Annotated in this window: 14 protein-coding genes; 4 read left to right on the top strand and 10 right to left on the bottom strand. The window is 56.0% G+C overall.

Features of this window, described 5'->3' with window-relative positions; translation table 11 throughout:
• Positions 1 to 23: 23 nt before the first annotated feature.
• Both cui and SCU88_RS12250 read right to left on the bottom strand, forming a co-directional pair.
• Positions 24 to 548 carry a colicin immunity protein Cui gene (gene cui / locus SCU88_RS12255; protein ID WP_175340465.1) on the bottom strand — a complete coding sequence of 175 codons (525 nt, stop codon included), beginning with the start codon at positions 546 to 548 and terminating at the stop codon, positions 24 to 26.
• A gap of 166 nt (positions 549 to 714) precedes the next feature.
• Positions 715 to 963: a hypothetical protein gene (locus SCU88_RS12250; RefSeq protein ID WP_175340464.1), complete on the bottom strand. Its 249-nt coding sequence runs from the start codon at positions 961 to 963 to the stop codon at positions 715 to 717.
• 177 nt (positions 964 to 1140) lie between these two features.
• Between SCU88_RS12250 and SCU88_RS12245 the strand changes: the two genes are divergently transcribed.
• Complete coding sequence (locus tag SCU88_RS12245; RefSeq protein ID WP_138097529.1) at positions 1141 to 1941, top strand: transporter substrate-binding domain-containing protein; 801 nt, start codon at positions 1141 to 1143, stop codon at positions 1939 to 1941.
• A 194-nt stretch (positions 1942 to 2135) separates the two neighbouring features.
• Here SCU88_RS12245 and narI read toward each other — a convergent pair whose 3' ends face one another.
• The 6 genes from narI to SCU88_RS12215 form a co-directional block, all read right to left on the bottom strand.
• On the bottom strand, positions 2136 to 2816 hold the full coding sequence (gene narI / locus SCU88_RS12240; protein ID WP_138097528.1) for a respiratory nitrate reductase subunit gamma: 681 nt from the start codon (positions 2814 to 2816) through the stop codon (positions 2136 to 2138).
• Positions 2813 to 3508 carry a nitrate reductase molybdenum cofactor assembly chaperone gene (gene narJ, locus SCU88_RS12235; protein ID WP_138097527.1) on the bottom strand — a complete coding sequence of 232 codons (696 nt, stop codon included), beginning with the start codon at positions 3506 to 3508 and terminating at the stop codon, positions 2813 to 2815. Before narJ ends, narI begins: the two co-directional genes overlap by 4 nt.
• Positions 3508 to 5052, bottom strand: a complete 1545-nt coding sequence (narH, locus tag SCU88_RS12230; RefSeq protein WP_175340463.1) for a nitrate reductase subunit beta — start codon at positions 5050 to 5052, stop codon at positions 3508 to 3510. Before narH ends, narJ begins: the two co-directional genes overlap by 1 nt.
• Complete coding sequence (locus SCU88_RS12225) at positions 5049 to 8789, bottom strand: nitrate reductase subunit alpha (protein ID WP_138097525.1); 3741 nt, start codon at positions 8787 to 8789, stop codon at positions 5049 to 5051. The genes narH and SCU88_RS12225 overlap by 4 nt, the downstream gene beginning before the upstream one ends.
• 87 nt (positions 8790 to 8876) lie before the next feature.
• The gene (locus SCU88_RS12220) at positions 8877 to 10265 is read right to left on the bottom strand and encodes a NarK family nitrate/nitrite MFS transporter (RefSeq protein ID WP_138097524.1); all 1389 of its coding nucleotides are present in this window, start codon (positions 10263 to 10265) and stop codon (positions 8877 to 8879) included.
• 715 nt (positions 10266 to 10980) lie between these two features.
• Positions 10981 to 12234: a glycoside hydrolase family 10 protein gene (locus tag SCU88_RS12215; protein WP_431810164.1), complete on the bottom strand. Its 1254-nt coding sequence runs from the start codon at positions 12232 to 12234 to the stop codon at positions 10981 to 10983.
• Positions 12235 to 12519: 285 nt separating this feature from the next.
• Here SCU88_RS12215 and SCU88_RS12210 point away from each other — a divergent pair, with 285 nt between their 5' ends.
• Positions 12520 to 13542 (top strand): YncE family protein, encoded by a 1023-nt coding sequence (locus SCU88_RS12210; RefSeq protein WP_431810163.1) that lies wholly within the window; start codon positions 12520 to 12522, stop codon positions 13540 to 13542.
• A gap of 20 nt (positions 13543 to 13562) precedes the next feature.
• On the opposite strand, the gene idi is transcribed toward SCU88_RS12210, so the two are convergent.
• Positions 13563 to 14081 carry an isopentenyl-diphosphate Delta-isomerase gene (gene idi, locus SCU88_RS12205; RefSeq protein WP_175340460.1) on the bottom strand — a complete coding sequence of 173 codons (519 nt, stop codon included), beginning with the start codon at positions 14079 to 14081 and terminating at the stop codon, positions 13563 to 13565.
• A gap of 130 nt (positions 14082 to 14211) precedes the next feature.
• Here idi and SCU88_RS12200 point away from each other — a divergent pair, with 130 nt between their 5' ends.
• Together SCU88_RS12200 and SCU88_RS12195 are read left to right on the top strand one after the other, a co-directional pair.
• Positions 14212 to 14694 carry a hypothetical protein gene (locus SCU88_RS12200; RefSeq protein ID WP_175340459.1) on the top strand — a complete coding sequence of 161 codons (483 nt, stop codon included), beginning with the start codon at positions 14212 to 14214 and terminating at the stop codon, positions 14692 to 14694.
• 129 nt (positions 14695 to 14823) lie between these two features.
• Positions 14824 to 15441, top strand: a complete 618-nt coding sequence (locus tag SCU88_RS12195) for a glutathione S-transferase N-terminal domain-containing protein (protein WP_175340659.1) — start codon at positions 14824 to 14826, stop codon at positions 15439 to 15441.
• Between the two features lie 109 nt (positions 15442 to 15550).
• Here the strand turns inward: SCU88_RS12195 and SCU88_RS12190 are convergent, their stop codons facing one another.
• On the bottom strand, positions 15551 to 16495 hold the full coding sequence (locus tag SCU88_RS12190) for a LysR substrate-binding domain-containing protein (RefSeq protein WP_175340458.1): 945 nt from the start codon (positions 16493 to 16495) through the stop codon (positions 15551 to 15553).
• Positions 16496 to 16750: the final 255 nt, after the last annotated feature.

Genomic DNA, 16750 nt, shown 5'->3' with positions numbered 1-16750 from the left:
TATAAAGAAAGGTAGCCTTTCGGTTACCTTTCTTTCCAGAGTTTATGCACGAGTAGTGGTTGTAGACAAATTCCGAATGTCATGAAATACGTGCCAATATACAGTAAAGAATAAAAAACTAGCAGGGTGAAGTTACTTTCAGCCATATATTTGGCTGGTCTTCCCGCAATAGTTAATTCAAGATTCCCCCACAAAACCAGGTAAGCATACAACCCGTAAAAAAAAGGACTGAGCACACATGCTTGCAGAATCTTTTTTCTGTCAGTTATTTTATCTATTTTTCTGTATCTTAGTTGTACAAGAAAGAAAAAGATCGCAAGTAAAGGCGCGCTTTTACAGTATAGATCCATAGCTTTAGTCATCAAGGGATTGAAGTCTGACGTTATTGAGGGTATATCCTGCATGCTATTAAAAACGCTATACCATAAAGGCGATTGTGGGTTGTAGATATATAAAAAGTAAATCGCCAGCAAGGGGAGTATGCCAACAACCGCTGATATATATAAAATGTTATTTGCACGCCTGTTATCTATATTTTTATCAGACATAAATGAGTTCCTTTTCTTTATGATCTGTCGGTCGAAGTGGGCCTGAGCATTATGAATGGAAAGTGTACAGATAACAAGATGGCGCCGAGCCCGGTATTATGAGAGCACGAGCCCGGTATTATGAGAGCATTGAACGGGCAGCGCGCCCTGGCGGCGCGCTAACGGATTAGTCATCATCACCCAGCAGCGTGACTTTGGTGGACTGGGCCAGCCAGGCCAGCTCAGTATGGCAATCTTCGTCCTGGTTCTTTTTCACTGCGATATCGAATTTGCGCAGAATCTCTTCTTTTTTCTGCGGCGAATTCCCGGCAATGCTGGAGGCCAGTACCTCCACCGCAGCGCTGAGGGCGTAGGCCAGATTTTCCGCATCGAGCTCGACGTCGGTATCCACATTATCGAACTGGTACTTTGCCATGTTGCCTCCTTCTCTTTATACGGATGCTCCGGGCCGCCCCGAACAGACGCCCCCCAACCTTAACCATAGTCGGGATAGCGAAGTTTGCAGGCGAAAAGGGTAACGCTGCGCAGGGCGCTTTCCTTTAGCGGCGCTTTAGTTAACAATCCATTTACCTTTGCTTATTGAGACTGCCTCATGAAACCTGTTTCCATATCATTGATTGCCTGCATCCTGCTTATTACCGCTTCGGGGGCTCAGGCTCGCAGCCTGGGAGCGATTGAACAGTCCGGAACCCTGAAGGTTGGCGTACCGGGAGACTACGCGCCGTTGGCCTGGCGCGGCGATAGCGGCACTTTGCAGGGGTTTGATATCGATATGGCCAGAGCCCTGGGGGAATCCATGGGGCTGAAAGTGAGTTTTGTGCTGACCTCATGGCCCACACTTTCTAAGGATCTGGCTGCCGATAAGTTTGATGTGGCAATGGGCGGCGTAACGGCCACGCCCGGACGGGCAGCGGATTTTGGACTGTCATCGCCGGTCGTGCCTAACGGTAAAATCGCCATTGCCAACTGCGATCGCAGCGGCTGGTTGCGCACCCTGCGCCAGATTGACCGCTCCGGCGTGAAGGTGGTGGTTAACCCCGGCGGCACCAATGAAAGCTTTGTTAATGAGCATATCCACAATGCCCAGGTGATTCGGGTGAAAAATAACGTCGATAACCTCCAGGCGCTGCGCTCTCAACGAGCAGATGTAATGTTTACCGATCTGATCGAAGGGGATTATTACCATCACCAGGAGCCGGGAATTATCTGCATGGCGACCCGCAAGCCGTTCGCCGGTACTGAGAGCCATAAGGTCTATATGGTGCAAAAGAGCAATAGCGAACTGCTGGCGCGCATTAACGACTGGCTGAAGGGCGATGATAAAGAGAAGCTGGCTAAGAAGTGGCAGTTAAGGATGCCGGAAAATGCAGCGCTGGCGACGGCGCAGAAGTAAAAAAGGCGCGCCTCAGGTTGATGACAAAGAGGGAAAAAACGTGGTTTTTCCCTCTTTGTGGTTGAGCTGCCGAAAATCAATAAATTGATTTTCCTTGTTTATTTTTCTGGTGATTCTGGCCGAACAAGTTCGGCCAGGGGGTTGTCATCAGTCTCAGGCGCGCCTGATGCGCGCCTTTTGGCAACAACCTCTACTTAACGCCGTGACCGCACAAGCTGGTAGCGGCGGGTAAAGTATTCCACCGGCGCGCTCCAGACGTGCACCAGACGGGTGAAGGGGAACAGCAGGAAGATAGTCATGCCCAGCACCAGATGCACCCGGTAAACCCAGGCCACGCCGTCCAGGAATTCCGAAGCGCCGCCCCGGAAGGTGACGATATGCTGCGCCCAGTTCACCAGTTTCATCATCTCACTACCGTCCGGGAACTGCCGTGAATAGTGGATAGAGGTCAGGCCCAGGGCGCACTGAATCAGCAGGATCGCCAGAATCAGAATATCTGCCGTAGTCGAAGAAGCCCGCACCCGGGGGTTGAACAGGCGGCGTTTCAACAGCAGCAGACCGCCCACCAGGGTCAGAATGCCGCACACGCCCCCCAGCCACATCGCCATCTGCTGTTTTACCGGCAGCGGCAGCCAGGCTTCATACATCCAGTGCGGCGTCAGCATCCCGAACAGATGGCCGAAAAAGATGCCGAGGATCCCGATATGAAACAGGTTCGATGCCAGGCGGAAGCCCTTTTTGTCCAGCATCTGGCTTGATGAGGCGCGCCAGGTGTACTGACCGTAGTCATAGCGCAGCCAGCTACCAACCAGAAACACCGTCCCGGCGATATAGGGGTAGATATCGTAGAAAAACAGATTAAGGAACTGGGTCATTTTCTGCCTCCGGATGAAAGATCCAGATACTGGGGCGCCGCCTCCTGGCTGAAACGCCGTTGATACTGTTGCTGTGGCGAGGAATCACAGGAAGAGGCGGCGTCATCAATAAATTTCACTTGCTCCTCTTCCCAGACCGCGTCCATCGCCTCCGGGGTATCGTCGCGCTTTTCGCCCGCCACCTGTTTTGTGACGCTGTCACTTCTTAGCGGACTGCCGCAAATTTCCAACAGGGCGTCAAACAGCTGGCTCCATGGCGCCTCGCGTTCTTTGAGTCGGCCTCCCAGCAGGGCGAGGATCGGCGCAATATCCAGCAGCCCCTGGCGCGCTTCGGCGGGGCTGCGGGTGCTGAGGTACTCCAGATACATCGGCAGATAGTCCGGCAGCTCGCGGCAGTCGAGCTGCAAACCGGCTTCTTCGTACTGAGCCATTAAATCCACCATCGCCTGACCTCGATCCCGGGATTCGGCGTGTACGTGCTCGAACAGCATCAGCGAGGTGGAGCAACCACGGTCAAACACCTCGCCCCATGCCGCCTGTTGATCGAGCAACGGCGCCGCCAGCAGCTCATCAACAAAACCGGTGAGCCGGGGCGCCTCCTGCGCCACCAGCGGCATCAGCTCTTCGCCGCTTTGCCATAGCTGCTCATCGGGGTACTCCATCAGCAGGGCGATGACTTTCAAAATCTGCATTACTCGCCCTCCGCTTTATGGCTGATTTCGCTGATGTCGATGGCGTCGATACGCTTGCTGTTAAACAGGTTGAATTTGGTGTCTGAGCCGTGACAGCCGTCGCCAAAGCTAAAGCCGCAGCCGTTACGTTCCGGGAAGGCATCCCGGGCCTGTTCGCGGTGACTGGTGGGGATCACGAAGCGATCTTCGTAGTTGGCAATCGCCAGGTAGCGATACATCTCTTCCACCTGGGCGACGCTCAGGCCCACTTCCTCAAGCGCGCTGGTATCGACTTTGCCTTCCACCGTTTCGGCGCGCTTGTAGTGGCGCATTGCCATCATGCGCTTCAGGGCGCGCAACACCGGTTGGGTATCCCCGGCCGCCAGCAGGTTCGCCAGGTACTGAACCGGAATACGCAGGCTTTCGACTGCGGGCAGCACGTTGCCGTTGTGAGGCAGACCTCCGGCATCGGCCACCGACTGAATCGGCGACAGCGGCGGCACGTACCAGACCATCGGCAGGGTGCGATATTCCGGGTGCAGCGGCAGCGCCAGCTTCCAGTCCATCGCCATTTTGTAGACCGGCGATTTCTGGGCCGCGTCGATCACGTTCTGGGGAATGCCCTGTTTCAGCGCCTCTTCAATGACTTCCGGATCGTTGGGGTCAAGGAACACGCTAAGCTGGCTCTCATAGAGATCCTTTTCGTTTTCCACGCTGGCGGCTTCTTCAATGCGGTCTGCATCATAGAGCAGCACGCCCAGATAGCGGATACGGCCCACGCAGGTTTCGGAGCAGACCGTCGGCTGTCCGGACTCGATACGCGGATAGCAGAAGATGCACTTCTCGGACTTACCGCTCTTCCAGTTGAAGTAGATTTTTTTGTACGGACAGCCGCTGATGCACATCCGCCAGCCGCGGCATTTGTCCTGATCGATCAGAACGATGCCGTCCTCTTCACGCTTGTAGATGGCGCCGCTGGGGCAGGTGGCGACACAGCTTGGGTTAAGGCAGTGTTCGCACAGGCGCGGCAAATACATCATAAAGGTGTTTTCGAACTGGCCGTACATCTCTTTCTGCATGGCTTCGAAGTTGTAGTCGGCGGCGCGTTTGGCGAATTCGCCCCCCAGCAGCTCTTCCCAGTTGGGGCCGCCTTCGATTTTGTTCATTCGCTTGCCGCTAATCAGCGAGCGCGGGCGGGCGGTGGGCAGGTGTTTACCCTCCGGAGCGAAGTGCAGGGTTTTGTAGTCGTAGCTGAATGGCTCGTAGTAGTCGTCTATCTGCGGCACCACCGGGTTGGCGAAGATATTCGCTAATACCCCGACCTTACTGCCGAGTTTGGGCTGGAGCTTGCCGTTAATCTTGCGGATCCAGCCGCCGTGCCATTTTTCCTGATCCTCCCAGGCGTGGGGATAGCCCAGACCCGGTTTGGTCTCTACGTTATTAAACCATGCGTACTCCATGCCTTCGCGCCCGGTCCAGACGTTTTTACAGGTAACGGAGCAGGTGTGGCAGCCGATGCATTTGTCGAGATTCAGCACCATGCCGACCTGAGAACGAATTTTCATTTGTTTGCCTCCTGTACCTGATTCATTCCTTCGTCATCCAGCCAGTCGATATTTTTCATTTTGCGGATAATGATGAACTCATCGCGGTTAGAGCCGACGGTGCCGTAATAGTTGAAACCGTAAGCCAGTTGGGCATAGCCGCCAATCATATGGGTCGGTTTCGGGCAGACGCGGGTCACCGAGTTGTGGATCCCGCCGCGCAGGCCGGTGATTTCCGAACCGGGGATGTTCATGATGCGCTCCTGGGCGTGATACATCATGGTCATGCCGGACGGCACGCGCTGGCTCACCACCGCACGGGCGGTGAGGGCGCCGTTGGCGTTAAAGGCTTCGATCCAGTCGTTATCGGCAATGCCCAGCTCTTTGGCGTCCACTTCGCTTATCCAGACGATGGGCCCGCCGCGCGACATGGTCAGCATCAGCAGGTTTTCGCTGTAGGTGGAATGAATGCCCCATTTCTGGTGTGGCGTCAGGAAGTTAAGCGCCTTTTCCGGGAATCCGTTGGGCTTCATATCCTTCATATTGTCGATACTTCGGGTATCGATAGGCGGGCGATAGACCGCCAGGCTCTCGCCGAAGTCGCGCATCCACTGGTGGTCCTGATACAACTGCTGACGACCGGAAAGGGTGCGCCACGGAATCAGTTCGTGAACGTTGGTGTACCCGGCGTTATAGGAGACATGTTCATCTTCAAGTCCTGACCAGGTGGGGCTGGAGATAATCTTACGCGGCTGGGCCTGAATGTCGCGAAAGCGGATCTTCTCTTCCTCTTTGGGGCGGGCAAGGTGGGTATGATCGCGACCGGTAAATTCGCCCAGCGCCTGCCAGGCTTTGACCGCCACCTGACCGTTGGTTTCCGGCGCCAGGGTCAGAATGACTTCGGCGGCGTCGATGGCGGAGTCGATCTTCGGGCGTCCCTGGGCCGGGCCGTCGGCCTTGATGTAGTTAAGCTTACCGAGCAGATCCACCTCTTTATCGGTATTCCAGCTAATGCCTTTACCGCCGTTGCCCAGGGTATTGAGCAGCGGCCCCAGTGAAGTAAAGCGCTCGTAAGTGGCCGGGTAGTCGCGCTCTACGGTGGCAATGGTCGGCGCGGTTTTACCGGGAATCAAATCGCATTCGCCTTTACGCCAGTCCTGAATCTCGAACGGCTGAGCCAGCTCCCCGGGGGAGTCGTGCTGTAGCGGCACCATCACCACGTCGGTTTCCTGCCCAAGGTGGCCCTGACAGACTTCGGAGAAGGATTTGGCGATGCCCTTGTAGATTTCCCAGTCGCTGCGGGATTCCCAGGCGGGATCGACGGCGGCAGAGAGCGGGTGAATAAACGGATGCATATCCGAGGTATTCATATCGTCTTTTTCATACCAGGTGGCGGTAGGCAGCACGATGTCAGAGAACAGACAGGTACTGGACATCCTGAAATCCAGGGTGACCAGCAGGTCGAGCTTGCCTTCAATCGCCGGGGTCTGCCAGTCGATCTCTTCGGGCTTTATGCCATCGGAGCTGCCCAGATCCTTGCCCTGGATACCGTTCTGGGTGCCGAGCAGATATTTGAGCATATACTCGTGACCCTTACCGGAAGAGCCCAGCAGGTTAGAGCGCCAGACGAACAGGTTGCGCGGATGGTTAGCGCCGTTATCGGGCTGTTCGCAGGCCATATGCAGGTCGCCGGACTTCAGAGCGTTGACGGTATAGTCCTTCACCGACTGACCGGCTTTTTCTGCGCTGGCGGCAAGCGTAAGCGGGTTTGTGCCAAGCTGGGGGGCAGAAGGCAGCCAGCCCATGCGTTCGGCACGCACGTTAAAGTCGATCAGGTGACCGCTGTAGCGCGAAGCATCCGCCAGCGGCGACAGCAGCTCCTGGGCGCTCAGCTTCTCGTAGCGCCACTGGCTGGCGTGATTGTAGAAGAACGAGGTGCTGTTCATATGGCGCGGCGGGCGGCCCCAGTCCAGGGCAAAGGCCAGCGGTAGCCAGCCGGTCTGGGGACGCAGTTTCTCCTGGCCCACATAGTGCGCCCAGCCGCCGCCGGTCTGGCCCACGCAGCCGCAGAACACCAGCATGTTGATCATGCCACGGTAGTTCATATCCATGTGATACCAGTGGTTCACACCGGCGCCGAGGATAATCATCGAACGACCATGGGTTTTATGGGCGGTGTCGGCGAATTCCCGGGCGATACGCTCGGTATGAGCGCGCGGTACGCCGGTTATCTGTTCGGCCCAGCCCGGGGTGTAGGCTTTGATGTCGCCGTAATCGCGGCTGGCGTTTTCATCATCCAGACCTCGCTCCAGCCCGTAGTTGGCCAGCACCAGGTCGTAGACGCAGACCACCAGAGATTCGCGGCCATCGGCCAGGGTCAGACGTTTGGCCGGTAGCTTATGGGTGGTGACCGGCTCCTGCTTCACGCTGCGGAAGTAAGGGCTTTCCAGACCGCCGAAGTAGGGGAAGCCGACCGTCGCCACCTCGTCATGATGGTCCAGCAGGCTCAGACGTAATTGAGTCTCTTTGCCTGCGGCCAGGGATTCCAGATTCCATTTGCCTTTTTCGCCCCAGCGAAAGCCGATGGAGCCGTTCGGCGCCACCAGTTCACCGGCATCGTTATACGCCACGGTCTTCCATTCCGGGTTATTGGCTTCTCCCAGACCGTCCACCAGATCCGAGGCGCGCACCATCCGGCCTGGCACCATGTAGCCTGCTTCATTGGGCTCCAGCAGCACCAGCATCGGCATATCGGTATAGCGGCGGGCGTAATCCAGGAAGTAGTCGCTGGGGTTATCGAGGTGGAACTCTTTAAGAATCACATGGCCCATCGCCATCGCCAGAGCGCTGTCAGTGCCCTGTTTTGGCGCCAGCCACTGGTCACACAGCTTGGCGACTTCCGAATAGTCGGGCGTGATGGCGATGGTTTTGGTGCCCTTATAGCGCACTTCGGTAAAGAAGTGGGCGTCCGGGGTACGGGTCTGGGGGACGTTAGAGCCCCAGGCGATGATATAGCTGGAGTTATACCAGTCGGCAGACTCCGGTACGTCGGTCTGTTCGCCCCAGGTCATGGGGGAAGCCGGGGGCAGGTCGCAATACCAGTCGTAGAAGCTCAGGCAGGTACCGCCGATCAGCGACAGATAGCGGGTACCGGCGGCGTAGGAGACCATCGACATCGCCGGAATCGGCGAAAAACCGGCTACCCGGTCGGGGCCATAGTTCTTGATGGTCCAGACGTTGGCGGCGGCAATCAGCTCGTTCAGCTCTTTCCAGTTCGATCGCACAAAGCCGCCGCGGCCGCGCATCTGCTTATAGCTCTTGCTCTTTTCTTTGTCCGCCATAATCGCAGCCCAGGCGTCCACCGGGTCGCTATGACGGGACTTCTCGTCGCGCCACAGTTCCAGCAGATGCTTACGAATCATCGGATACTTAAGGCGGTTGCCGCTGTAGAGATACCAGGAGTAACTGGCCCCGCGCGGGCAGCCGCGCGGTTCGTGGTTCGGCAGATCGGGGCGGGTGCGCGGATAGTCGGTCTGCTGGGTTTCCCAGGTGACCAGTCCGTTCTTGACGTAGATCTTCCAACTGCAGGAGCCGGTACAGTTTACGCCGTGGGTGGAACGGACAATCTTGTCGAATTGCCAGCGCTGGCGATAGCTGTCTTCCCAGTCGCGGTTGGTGTGCAGCACCTGGCCGTGATCGCCGGAAAAGGTCTCGCCTTTCTGTTTGAAGTAACGAAAGCGGTCGAGAAGTTTACTCATGTTATTTCTCCTGACAGGGAAATGGTCCTCCCTGTGGTTACACTGCTCACATTTTTGCGCCCTCGTCACGGGGCGCTGATTAAAAAACTATTTGGTATTGAGTGTCTTACGACCGTAGATAAGCCAGGTCAGCAGTACGCAGACAATGTAGAAAACCAGGAAGATCTTCATCGCGCCCACCGGCGAACCGGTCATGGCCAGCGAAGATCCGAAAGCTTTGGGGATAAAGAAACCGCCGATGGCGCCAATGGCGGAGATAAAGCCCAGCGCGGCGGCGGTATCGGTTACCGCTTCCTGTTGCGCTTCGGCATCGCTACCGCCGCGCTGCTTAACGCGGCGGATGGTCAGGCGGCGGAAGATCACGGCGATCATTTGAAAGGTTGAGCCGCTGCCCAGCCCGGCGGTCAGGAACAGTCCCATAAATACCGCATAGAAGGCGGTGAAATTACCGGAGCCGCTACCTGGCAGGGTCAGGAATAGCAGGGCGCTGAAGATAGCCATAAAGACAAAGTTCACCAGGGTTACCCGTACCCCGCCCAGTTTGTCGGAAAGCACGCCCCCGGCAGAGCGGGCCAGCGCCCCCAGGAAGGGACCAAAAAAGGCCAGATGCAGAATCTCAACGTCCGGAAACTGGGTTTTCGCCAGCATGGCAAAACCGGCCGAAAAGCCGATAAAGGAGCCGAAGGTGGCAAGATAGAGCAGGCTCAGCAGCCACATATGCAGACGCTTAAGCACCGGTAGCTGATCGGCGATAGAGGCTTTAGAGCTGGCGATATCGTTCATACCAAACCAGGCGGCGATAGTCGCCAGCAGCAGCAGCGGCGCCCAGACCCAGGCGGCATTCGGCAGCCACATGCTGGAGCCATCCTCCAGGGAAACGCCGTCAACGCCCAAAAAGGCGAAGACTGGCAGGGTGATAATCAGCGGCGCGACCAGCTGCATCACGCTTACGCCCAGGTTACCCAGACCGCCGTTGATGCCAAGGGCGCTCCCCTGGCGCTCTTTGGGGAAGAAGAAGCTGATATTGCCCATGCTGGAGGCGAAGTTGGCCCCGGCAAAGCCGCACAGCAGGGCGATTACCATAAACACCCAATAGGGCGTGGCGGTGTTCTGGATGGCGAAGCCCAGCCAGACGCAGGGGATAATCAGGATCACCGTACTTAGCACCGTCCAGTAACGGCCGCCGAACATGGGCACCATAAACGAATAGGGGACGCGCAGAATGGCGCCGGAAAGGGCCGGCAGCGCGGTCAGCATAAACAGCTGGTCGGTGGTGAAGTGAAAGCCTATCTCATTAAGATGAACGGCCACGGCGCTAAACAGCATCCAGACGCAGAAGGCCAGCAGCAGGCAGGCCACCGAGATCCACAGATTTCGTCTGGCAATGTGTTTTCCCGTCTTTTCCCAGAAACTGGCCTCTTCCGGATGCCAGTCGCTAAGCAGGTACGGGTTATCATTGTCACGTTGTTGAGACATAGTCGTCCTCGCATGCACCAGTATGAAAATAAAATCAAAAGGCTACCCTGACTTGCTCGCGTCCTTTTTGGTATTAGGTCAGCATTTTGTTTGTCGGGGTAACGCTTCAAAGAATAGATAAAAACCGACAGGGGCGAGGGAAAGTCATCTTACGCTAAGAAGGGGATTTGTTACCAATTGTAAAAAATGACCAGATAACGGGCATTTTGGCATTATCAAGGTAATGGTTATGTGTTTTATTATATATCGCATATGAAAAGTATATTTATATAATGGTAATGACTATAAAATATTTACCAATAAACGACCTGGCAAAACAGCGGTTTGTCCGGTCAGCCGGTTAAGGGAGCGTAGCGGGGGGTAAAAATAGCGCTGCGGTTAACTTATGGCGGCAGATAGTCGTTATTATTGCTTTTGTCAAATCAGGATTCTGAGCCTACAGGTCAGTAAGGACAGGGAGTGTGCGTTTTTCGGATGAAATTTTCGGAAGCATCATAAAAAATAATGCGGGCAAGTGGCCTCAGCATAAGATAATTTTTATGACGGCGTGAGACTGAGGATTTTCAGCCAGGCTAATTCTTATCTTTTGAGGGTGAAGAGTGCCGGAATTTAATAAGTAATGGTTGCAGAAGTGGCCGAACAGTCAACAATGGCAGTTTGTTATCGATAATATTGAGAATATAAGAGAGGAGCCCTTGAGCGGGCTCCTCGATTTTTAGTGGCCCCAGCGGCTGCGCAAATAGTTTACCGCCGCGGCATTCTGCGGTTGATTAAGATAATCCTCACGGAACAGAATGGTTCCGGAAATCTCCGGCACTTTATCATTCAGATCCAGCTGGCGTTTTAGTTCCGGCACGCCTTCTTCAATGGTCCAGTCCGGCTCAGTGCGCGATGGGGTTCCCACCTTGTACAGCGCCACGCCGATATAGAGCCGGGTATGGGTAGGTTTAACCACTCTGGCCCACCACCTGGCCAGCTCATCATAGCGGGCGACCTCGCGGGAAAACGGCCAGTAAAGCTGCGGGGCGATATAATCCAGCAGCCCCAGTTCGACCCACTGGCGGGTATCGGCGCTGGCCTGGTCGTAGGCCGCGGCGCCACGGGTGTCAGAGCCACGCGGATCGTCGCTCTGGTTACGCCACACGCCTGCCGGGCTGACACCGAATTCCACTGCGGGCTTTTTGGCCTTAATCGCTGTTGAAACCTGTTTGATTAGCAACAGGGTGTTATTGCGCCGCCAGCTGGCTTTGTCGGCATATGCCTGTCCGTAGCGGCGCCAGGTCTGAGTGTCGTCCAGCGGGGATTGCGGCGTTTCGTAGTAGAAGTAGTCGTCGAACTGGATACCATCAACGTTATAGCGCTCGAGCAACTCGGTTACCACGCTGGTTATCCAGTCCCGCACTTCCGGCAGTCCGGGGTCCAGCACATAGCGATCGCTGGCAATCCTAATCCAGTCACGGTGGGTCACCCAGACGCTGGAAGGTGAGTTGTAGCGGGTATGCTCCAGGGCGGCCACGGTGGCAGGGCGGGTGTTCATCGTTACCCGATAGGGGTTCAGCCAGGCATGCACCTTTAATCCGCGTTTATGGGCCTCCTGCAGCACAAAGGCCAGCGGATCGTAACCGGGATCTTCCCCCACGGTACCGGTCAGCACCTCTGACCAGGGCAGGATAGCGGAATGGTAAAGCGCTGTGCCATCCGGTTTCACCTGAAAAAAGACGGTGTTCACCCCCAGCCGGACCAGGTTATCCAGTTTGTCCGTCATGGCCCGCTTTTGCATTTCGATTCGCTGCTGAGGCGCGGCTCGCACCGAGGCCACCGGCGGCCAGTCCAGGCGTGAGACGGTGGTTAACCAGACGCCACGCATCGGCTGGGGCGCCTTCTCTGCGGTGGGCGGTATGACGGGAACCGGCTTTTCGGGTGGTTTATGCGAACAGCCAGCGATTGTGGCAATGCACAGCATCATCATTATCCAGCGCGCAATTCCTGTCCGTACTGCCATCGGAAACTCCTTAGAATCAATTAACCGCAGCAGATTACCGGTTTTTTACCCTGTGCGCCTGATTGATTCGGGCTGTACTGGCAAAAAACGGGTCAACAACTATAAATGATTGCCTGTTACATTAATTAATGATTATTATTCTCAACTGGCGTGCCATCTGAAGGGATAGCGCCGACAACTTCAACATTTTAAAAGGGATTCATCATGGAATTACGTCCACGCTCCATTAAGCCCAGGCTGAGTGCTCTGCTGATGAGCGCCGCGCTGCTCGCCAGCGCGCTTCCGGCGATGAGCGCCAGCGCCGCCGAAGAGATGCTGCGCAAACCGGTCGCCAAAGGCGCCTACGAGATGGCGTTCAGCCCCTCTGAACAGGCGCTGTGGCTGGCTACCACCCAGAGTCGTTCACTTGATAAAGGCGGAATCGTTTATCGCCTGGACCCGACCACCCTGGACATCACCCAGATTATTCATAACGACCTGAAACCCTTCGGCGCCACAATCAATAACCAGACCCACACCCTGTGGTTTGGCAACACCACCAACAGCGCCGTGACCGCTATCGACGCGAAAACCGGCGAGGTAAAGGGGCGCCTGGTGCTCGATCCCCGCAAACGCAGTAAAGAGGCGCGTCCTCTGGCGCCGCGCGAGCTGGCGGTGGATGAAGCCACGGATACCGTCTATATCGGCGGCCTGGGGCCCCAGAGCGTGGTCTGGGTGGTGGACGGCGCTACGCTGAAACTGCGCGCCACCATTGAAGGGCTGGGAAAAATGAATACCGGTCTGGCGCTGGATAGTGCGGCAAAACGCCTGTACACCAGCAATGCGGACGGTGAGTTTATTACCATCGATACCGCCACTAACAAGGTGTTGTCGCGTAACAAACTGCTGGACGATGACCAGCCCCATATGTTCCTGAATATCAGCCTGGATAGCGCCGGGCATCGCGCCTTCGTGACGGATTCAAAGGCGAAAGGGCTGCTGGTGGTGGATACCCGTAACGGCAAAGTGACCGATACCGTCGGGGTGCCGGAATCTCTGGCGGTGCTGTTTAATCCACAGCGCAATGAAGTTTATGTGACTCACCGTCAGGCAGGCAGCGTGAGCGTGATTGATGCCAAAACCCTGAAGGTCACCAAAACCATTCAGACCCCGACTCACCCGAACAGCCTGGCGCTTTCCGCCGATGGCAAAACGCTGTATGTCAGCGTGAAGCAGGCTTCCAGCCGCCAGAAAGAGGCGACCGATCCGGATGATGTGATTCGTATTGCACTGTAACGCGGTGACGAGCCACCTCTTCACTCGGGAAAGGTGAAGGGGTGGTTCCGGATACGGGGAAACACCAGGGTAAACCAGGGGGTATAGCGCCCGGGCCGCGCGACGATATCCTTTTCAACCTCGGCCAGAGTCTGGTAGCCAAAGTTGTCCGCCTCTTCAGGGTTCAGCACCGGACGTTCGTCAGACACGCCAAAATAGATATGTCCATATTCGTTCTCGATCATCCCGCCGGGCAACGTCAGCCGGTACTGAAAGTTAAACTGAAAGCGTAACTCGCAGCCGATACCCATTTCTTCCCGCAGGCGTCGCCGGGCGGCGTTTTCCGTGGTTTCCCCCGGTAGCGGATGACCGCAGCAGGTATTGCTCCACAGACTACCGCAATGATATTTACTGGATGCGCGTCTTTGCAGTAACAGTTCACCCGCAGTATTAAACACATATATCGTGATCGCCCGGTGAAGCATGCCCCGCCTGTGGGCCTCCAGCTTTTCCATCACGCCCACGTCATTATCACAATCGTCCACCAAAATGACGTCCATGAGTCACCCCCGATTGATATGCGATTTCTGCTGACACCCTCAGCCTGGATAATAATTGTAGCCAGAGGCACGGCTGCTGTTTGCGGTCTACGCTTAGCGAATTATTATCGTCAGGTCGTGGGAGCAACGGATGAAATTAACGTTAAGGCGGTATAGCCTGTGGGCGCTGTTTATGGTCGTTGCTGCCGGAAATGGTCAGGCAGCGCAAACCAGGCCGCTGCCTGACTTGCAGATCCAGGTCGTTTTGTCTCCGTCTGCCCGTCAGACGCTGGTGCAGGGGAAGGAAGGTATTACCGTTGCCGCCGACTGGTATGGCGAACCCAACGCCCGGCACCAGTCTGACGCGGATGAATCAGGCCAGATCGATATGGGGCGATCGGAACTTAACCTGCCGTCTGAAGGCGGCACGGCGCGCTTTACGCCAGCCGCCATCAACAGCAAGCGGCTGGGCTGGCTTAAAGAGGGGCTGCGGGTAAACATCAATGTCTATTCGGCTCGCCGCCACTGGCCTGACAATATCCTCAACTGCGAGATGGCTGATGGCCCGGTGGCCGGGCTGGCGCGTAAACCCGTGACGCTGCGTTGTTCTCTAATAAGCGAACTGGCGGGGTAACTGGCAGTCAGGTCAGTAACAGTGAGAGTTGAGCAGGCTATTCGGGTAAAAATGGAATTTATTGTGACGTTGTCACTCAGCGCCAGCGCCATTTCCATCTACACTTTACGCTTTATCCGGAGGACGATGATGATCACCCTGTATGGCGCTCCGGGCTGGGGCTCGGCAATTAGTGAACTGATGCTACGGCTGGCGGATATGCCGTATCGCGTTGAAAATGTTGAAGGATTTGACAGGCCAGGCCCGCAGCGCGACCGGCTACAGCAGCTTAATCCGCTGTGCCAGGTGCCGACTCTGCAACTGGCCGACGGCAGCGTGATGACTGAATCCGCCGCCATTGCCCTGATGATTCTGGACCAGCATCCTCACCTGGCGCCGCAGCCGGGTACGCCTGAACGTTCGCTGTTTCAGCGTCTGCTTATCTGGCTGGTCGCCAGCGTCTATCCCACCTTTACTTATGCTGACTATCCGCAGCGCTGGGCACCGGATGCACCACAGCAGTTGGTAGACAACATCGTTCGCTATCGGCAGTCTCAGTTGCTGTGGCTGGATCAGCAGCTCAGGGCCGCGCCTTATGCGTTGGGGTCAGAGATAAGCCTGCTGGACTGCTACATTGTGGTGATGGAGCACTGGACGCCGGGGGAAGAGTGGTACAGACAGCATGCCCCGAGATTCAGCGCGGTTGCGGCCGCGGTACGTCAGCGGCCGGAGCTGAAGGAAGTGTTGGCGGCGAATGGTTTACTTTAAGGCGTTTCAGGGGCTGTTATGTAAAAACAGGGCAATGGAGATAATTGCAAGGTTTAATGGTCGGGACTCCTCCTGTGAAATGTACTGCGGCCGTTGACCATAAAGAGCGTCAATTTTTAGTGATACGCTGCATTTGCTGCCGACAAACATCCAGTACATGCTGCCGCAGCCAGCGATGGCCTGGGTCGGCATCCAGCCGCGGGTGCCACATTTGCGATATGGTTATTTCCTGAGTCTTTACCGGAAGCTCGAACATGCGGAATGCCGTCGTCGCCTCATTTTCATCACCGCTGATTCGGTTTATAAGAAAAGAAGAGGGGATGAGCGCAATCAAATCTGAGGCTACCGCCACGGCTATCGCGGCGGGAAAACTCGGTACCACGGCAGCAATTTTCCGTTCCAGTCCTGATTCAGCCAGGGCCTTGTCTATCGGGCCGCCGACGAATCCATGACGGGAAGTAATGACGTGTTCAAATGAAGCATATTGCGCGGCGCTGATATTACCTTTCCGCTCCAGCAGGGGATGACCTTTTCTCACCGCACCGACAAACCGGTCTCTGAACAGCGCCTGCAGGCGTATTTCCGGCCCCATTTCGCCTAAAACACCAATTTCGAGATCGACCAGACCCGCGCGTAAATGTTTTGCGCTTTTTTCTTCTTTTGCTGCAAAACAAAGGCGAACGAGAGGGGCTTTTACCGCCGCTGAGGTGATAAGCGCGGCACCGAAAGCCTCAACAAAACCTTCGTTCGCCCTGATAGTAAAGGTTCTTTCCAGTCTGGACAGGTCAAGCGATACCGCAGAGGGGCGGAGTATACCCAAAGCGGCAGAAACGGTGTGTTGGGTGCTTTCACGTATATTTTCGGCATAGGGCGTCAGCACCATCTGACGCCCGGCCCGAACCAGCAGGGGATCGCCCGTCGTTGCGCGAAGGCGACTCAGGGTCCTGCTCATCGCTGAAGGGCTTAACCCCAGACGGCGCGCGGCGCGAGTCACATTGGCTTCAGTGATAAGTACATCAAGGGCTATAAGTAAATTCAGGTCGGGATCAGCCATAACTTCAGATATACCGTTTGGAAAAAGAGGTAAGGCGTTTGGTGCATAGTATAAATGCAAACTATGCGTCTTCCGCATTATGTCTGTCAGGCATAGAGTTGTCCACGTACCGGATAGTCTCGGCTATCGCCGGTAATAAATTGCATTACAGCGATGAAATTTATCAGTTATCGCCGCCGTCATTGCGGTGCGACGGGACTTTTCGAAATGAATCCATATTGTCATGGACGCACGCCGTTCGGCATCCGGGCGGCC

Origin of the sequence: Jejuibacter sp. L23 (genome assembly GCF_050815825.1) — a bacterium.
Taxonomy (GTDB): Bacteria; Pseudomonadota; Gammaproteobacteria; order Enterobacterales; family Enterobacteriaceae; genus Jejubacter; species Jejubacter calystegiae.
This window is presented reverse-complemented; position numbering and strand designations above follow the sequence as displayed.

Coding starts and splice junctions, on each gene's coding strand:
- idi (WP_175340460.1), bottom strand. CDS start 14,081: ATGGACGTCATTTTGGTGGACGATTGTGATAATGACGTGGGCGTGATG.
- SCU88_RS12200 (WP_175340459.1), top strand. CDS start 14,212: ATGAAATTAACGTTAAGGCGGTATAGCCTGTGGGCGCTGTTTATGGTC.
- SCU88_RS12225 (WP_138097525.1), bottom strand. CDS start 8,789: ATGAGTAAACTTCTCGACCGCTTTCGTTACTTCAAACAGAAAGGCGAG.
- narI (WP_138097528.1), bottom strand. CDS start 2,816: ATGACCCAGTTCCTTAATCTGTTTTTCTACGATATCTACCCCTATATC.
- SCU88_RS12250 (WP_175340464.1), bottom strand. CDS start 963: ATGGCAAAGTACCAGTTCGATAATGTGGATACCGACGTCGAGCTCGAT.
- SCU88_RS12210 (WP_431810163.1), top strand. CDS start 12,520: ATGAGCGCCGCGCTGCTCGCCAGCGCGCTTCCGGCGATGAGCGCCAGC.
- narH (WP_175340463.1), bottom strand. CDS start 5,052: ATGAAAATTCGTTCTCAGGTCGGCATGGTGCTGAATCTCGACAAATGC.
- narJ (WP_138097527.1), bottom strand. CDS start 3,508: ATGCAGATTTTGAAAGTCATCGCCCTGCTGATGGAGTACCCCGATGAG.
- SCU88_RS12215 (WP_431810164.1), bottom strand. CDS start 12,234: ATGATGATGCTGTGCATTGCCACAATCGCTGGCTGTTCGCATAAACCA.
- SCU88_RS12195 (WP_175340659.1), top strand. CDS start 14,824: ATGATCACCCTGTATGGCGCTCCGGGCTGGGGCTCGGCAATTAGTGAA.
- SCU88_RS12190 (WP_175340458.1), bottom strand. CDS start 16,495: ATGGCTGATCCCGACCTGAATTTACTTATAGCCCTTGATGTACTTATC.
- SCU88_RS12245 (WP_138097529.1), top strand. CDS start 1,141: ATGAAACCTGTTTCCATATCATTGATTGCCTGCATCCTGCTTATTACC.
- cui (WP_175340465.1), bottom strand. CDS start 548: ATGTCTGATAAAAATATAGATAACAGGCGTGCAAATAACATTTTATAT.
- SCU88_RS12220 (WP_138097524.1), bottom strand. CDS start 10,265: ATGTCTCAACAACGTGACAATGATAACCCGTACCTGCTTAGCGACTGG.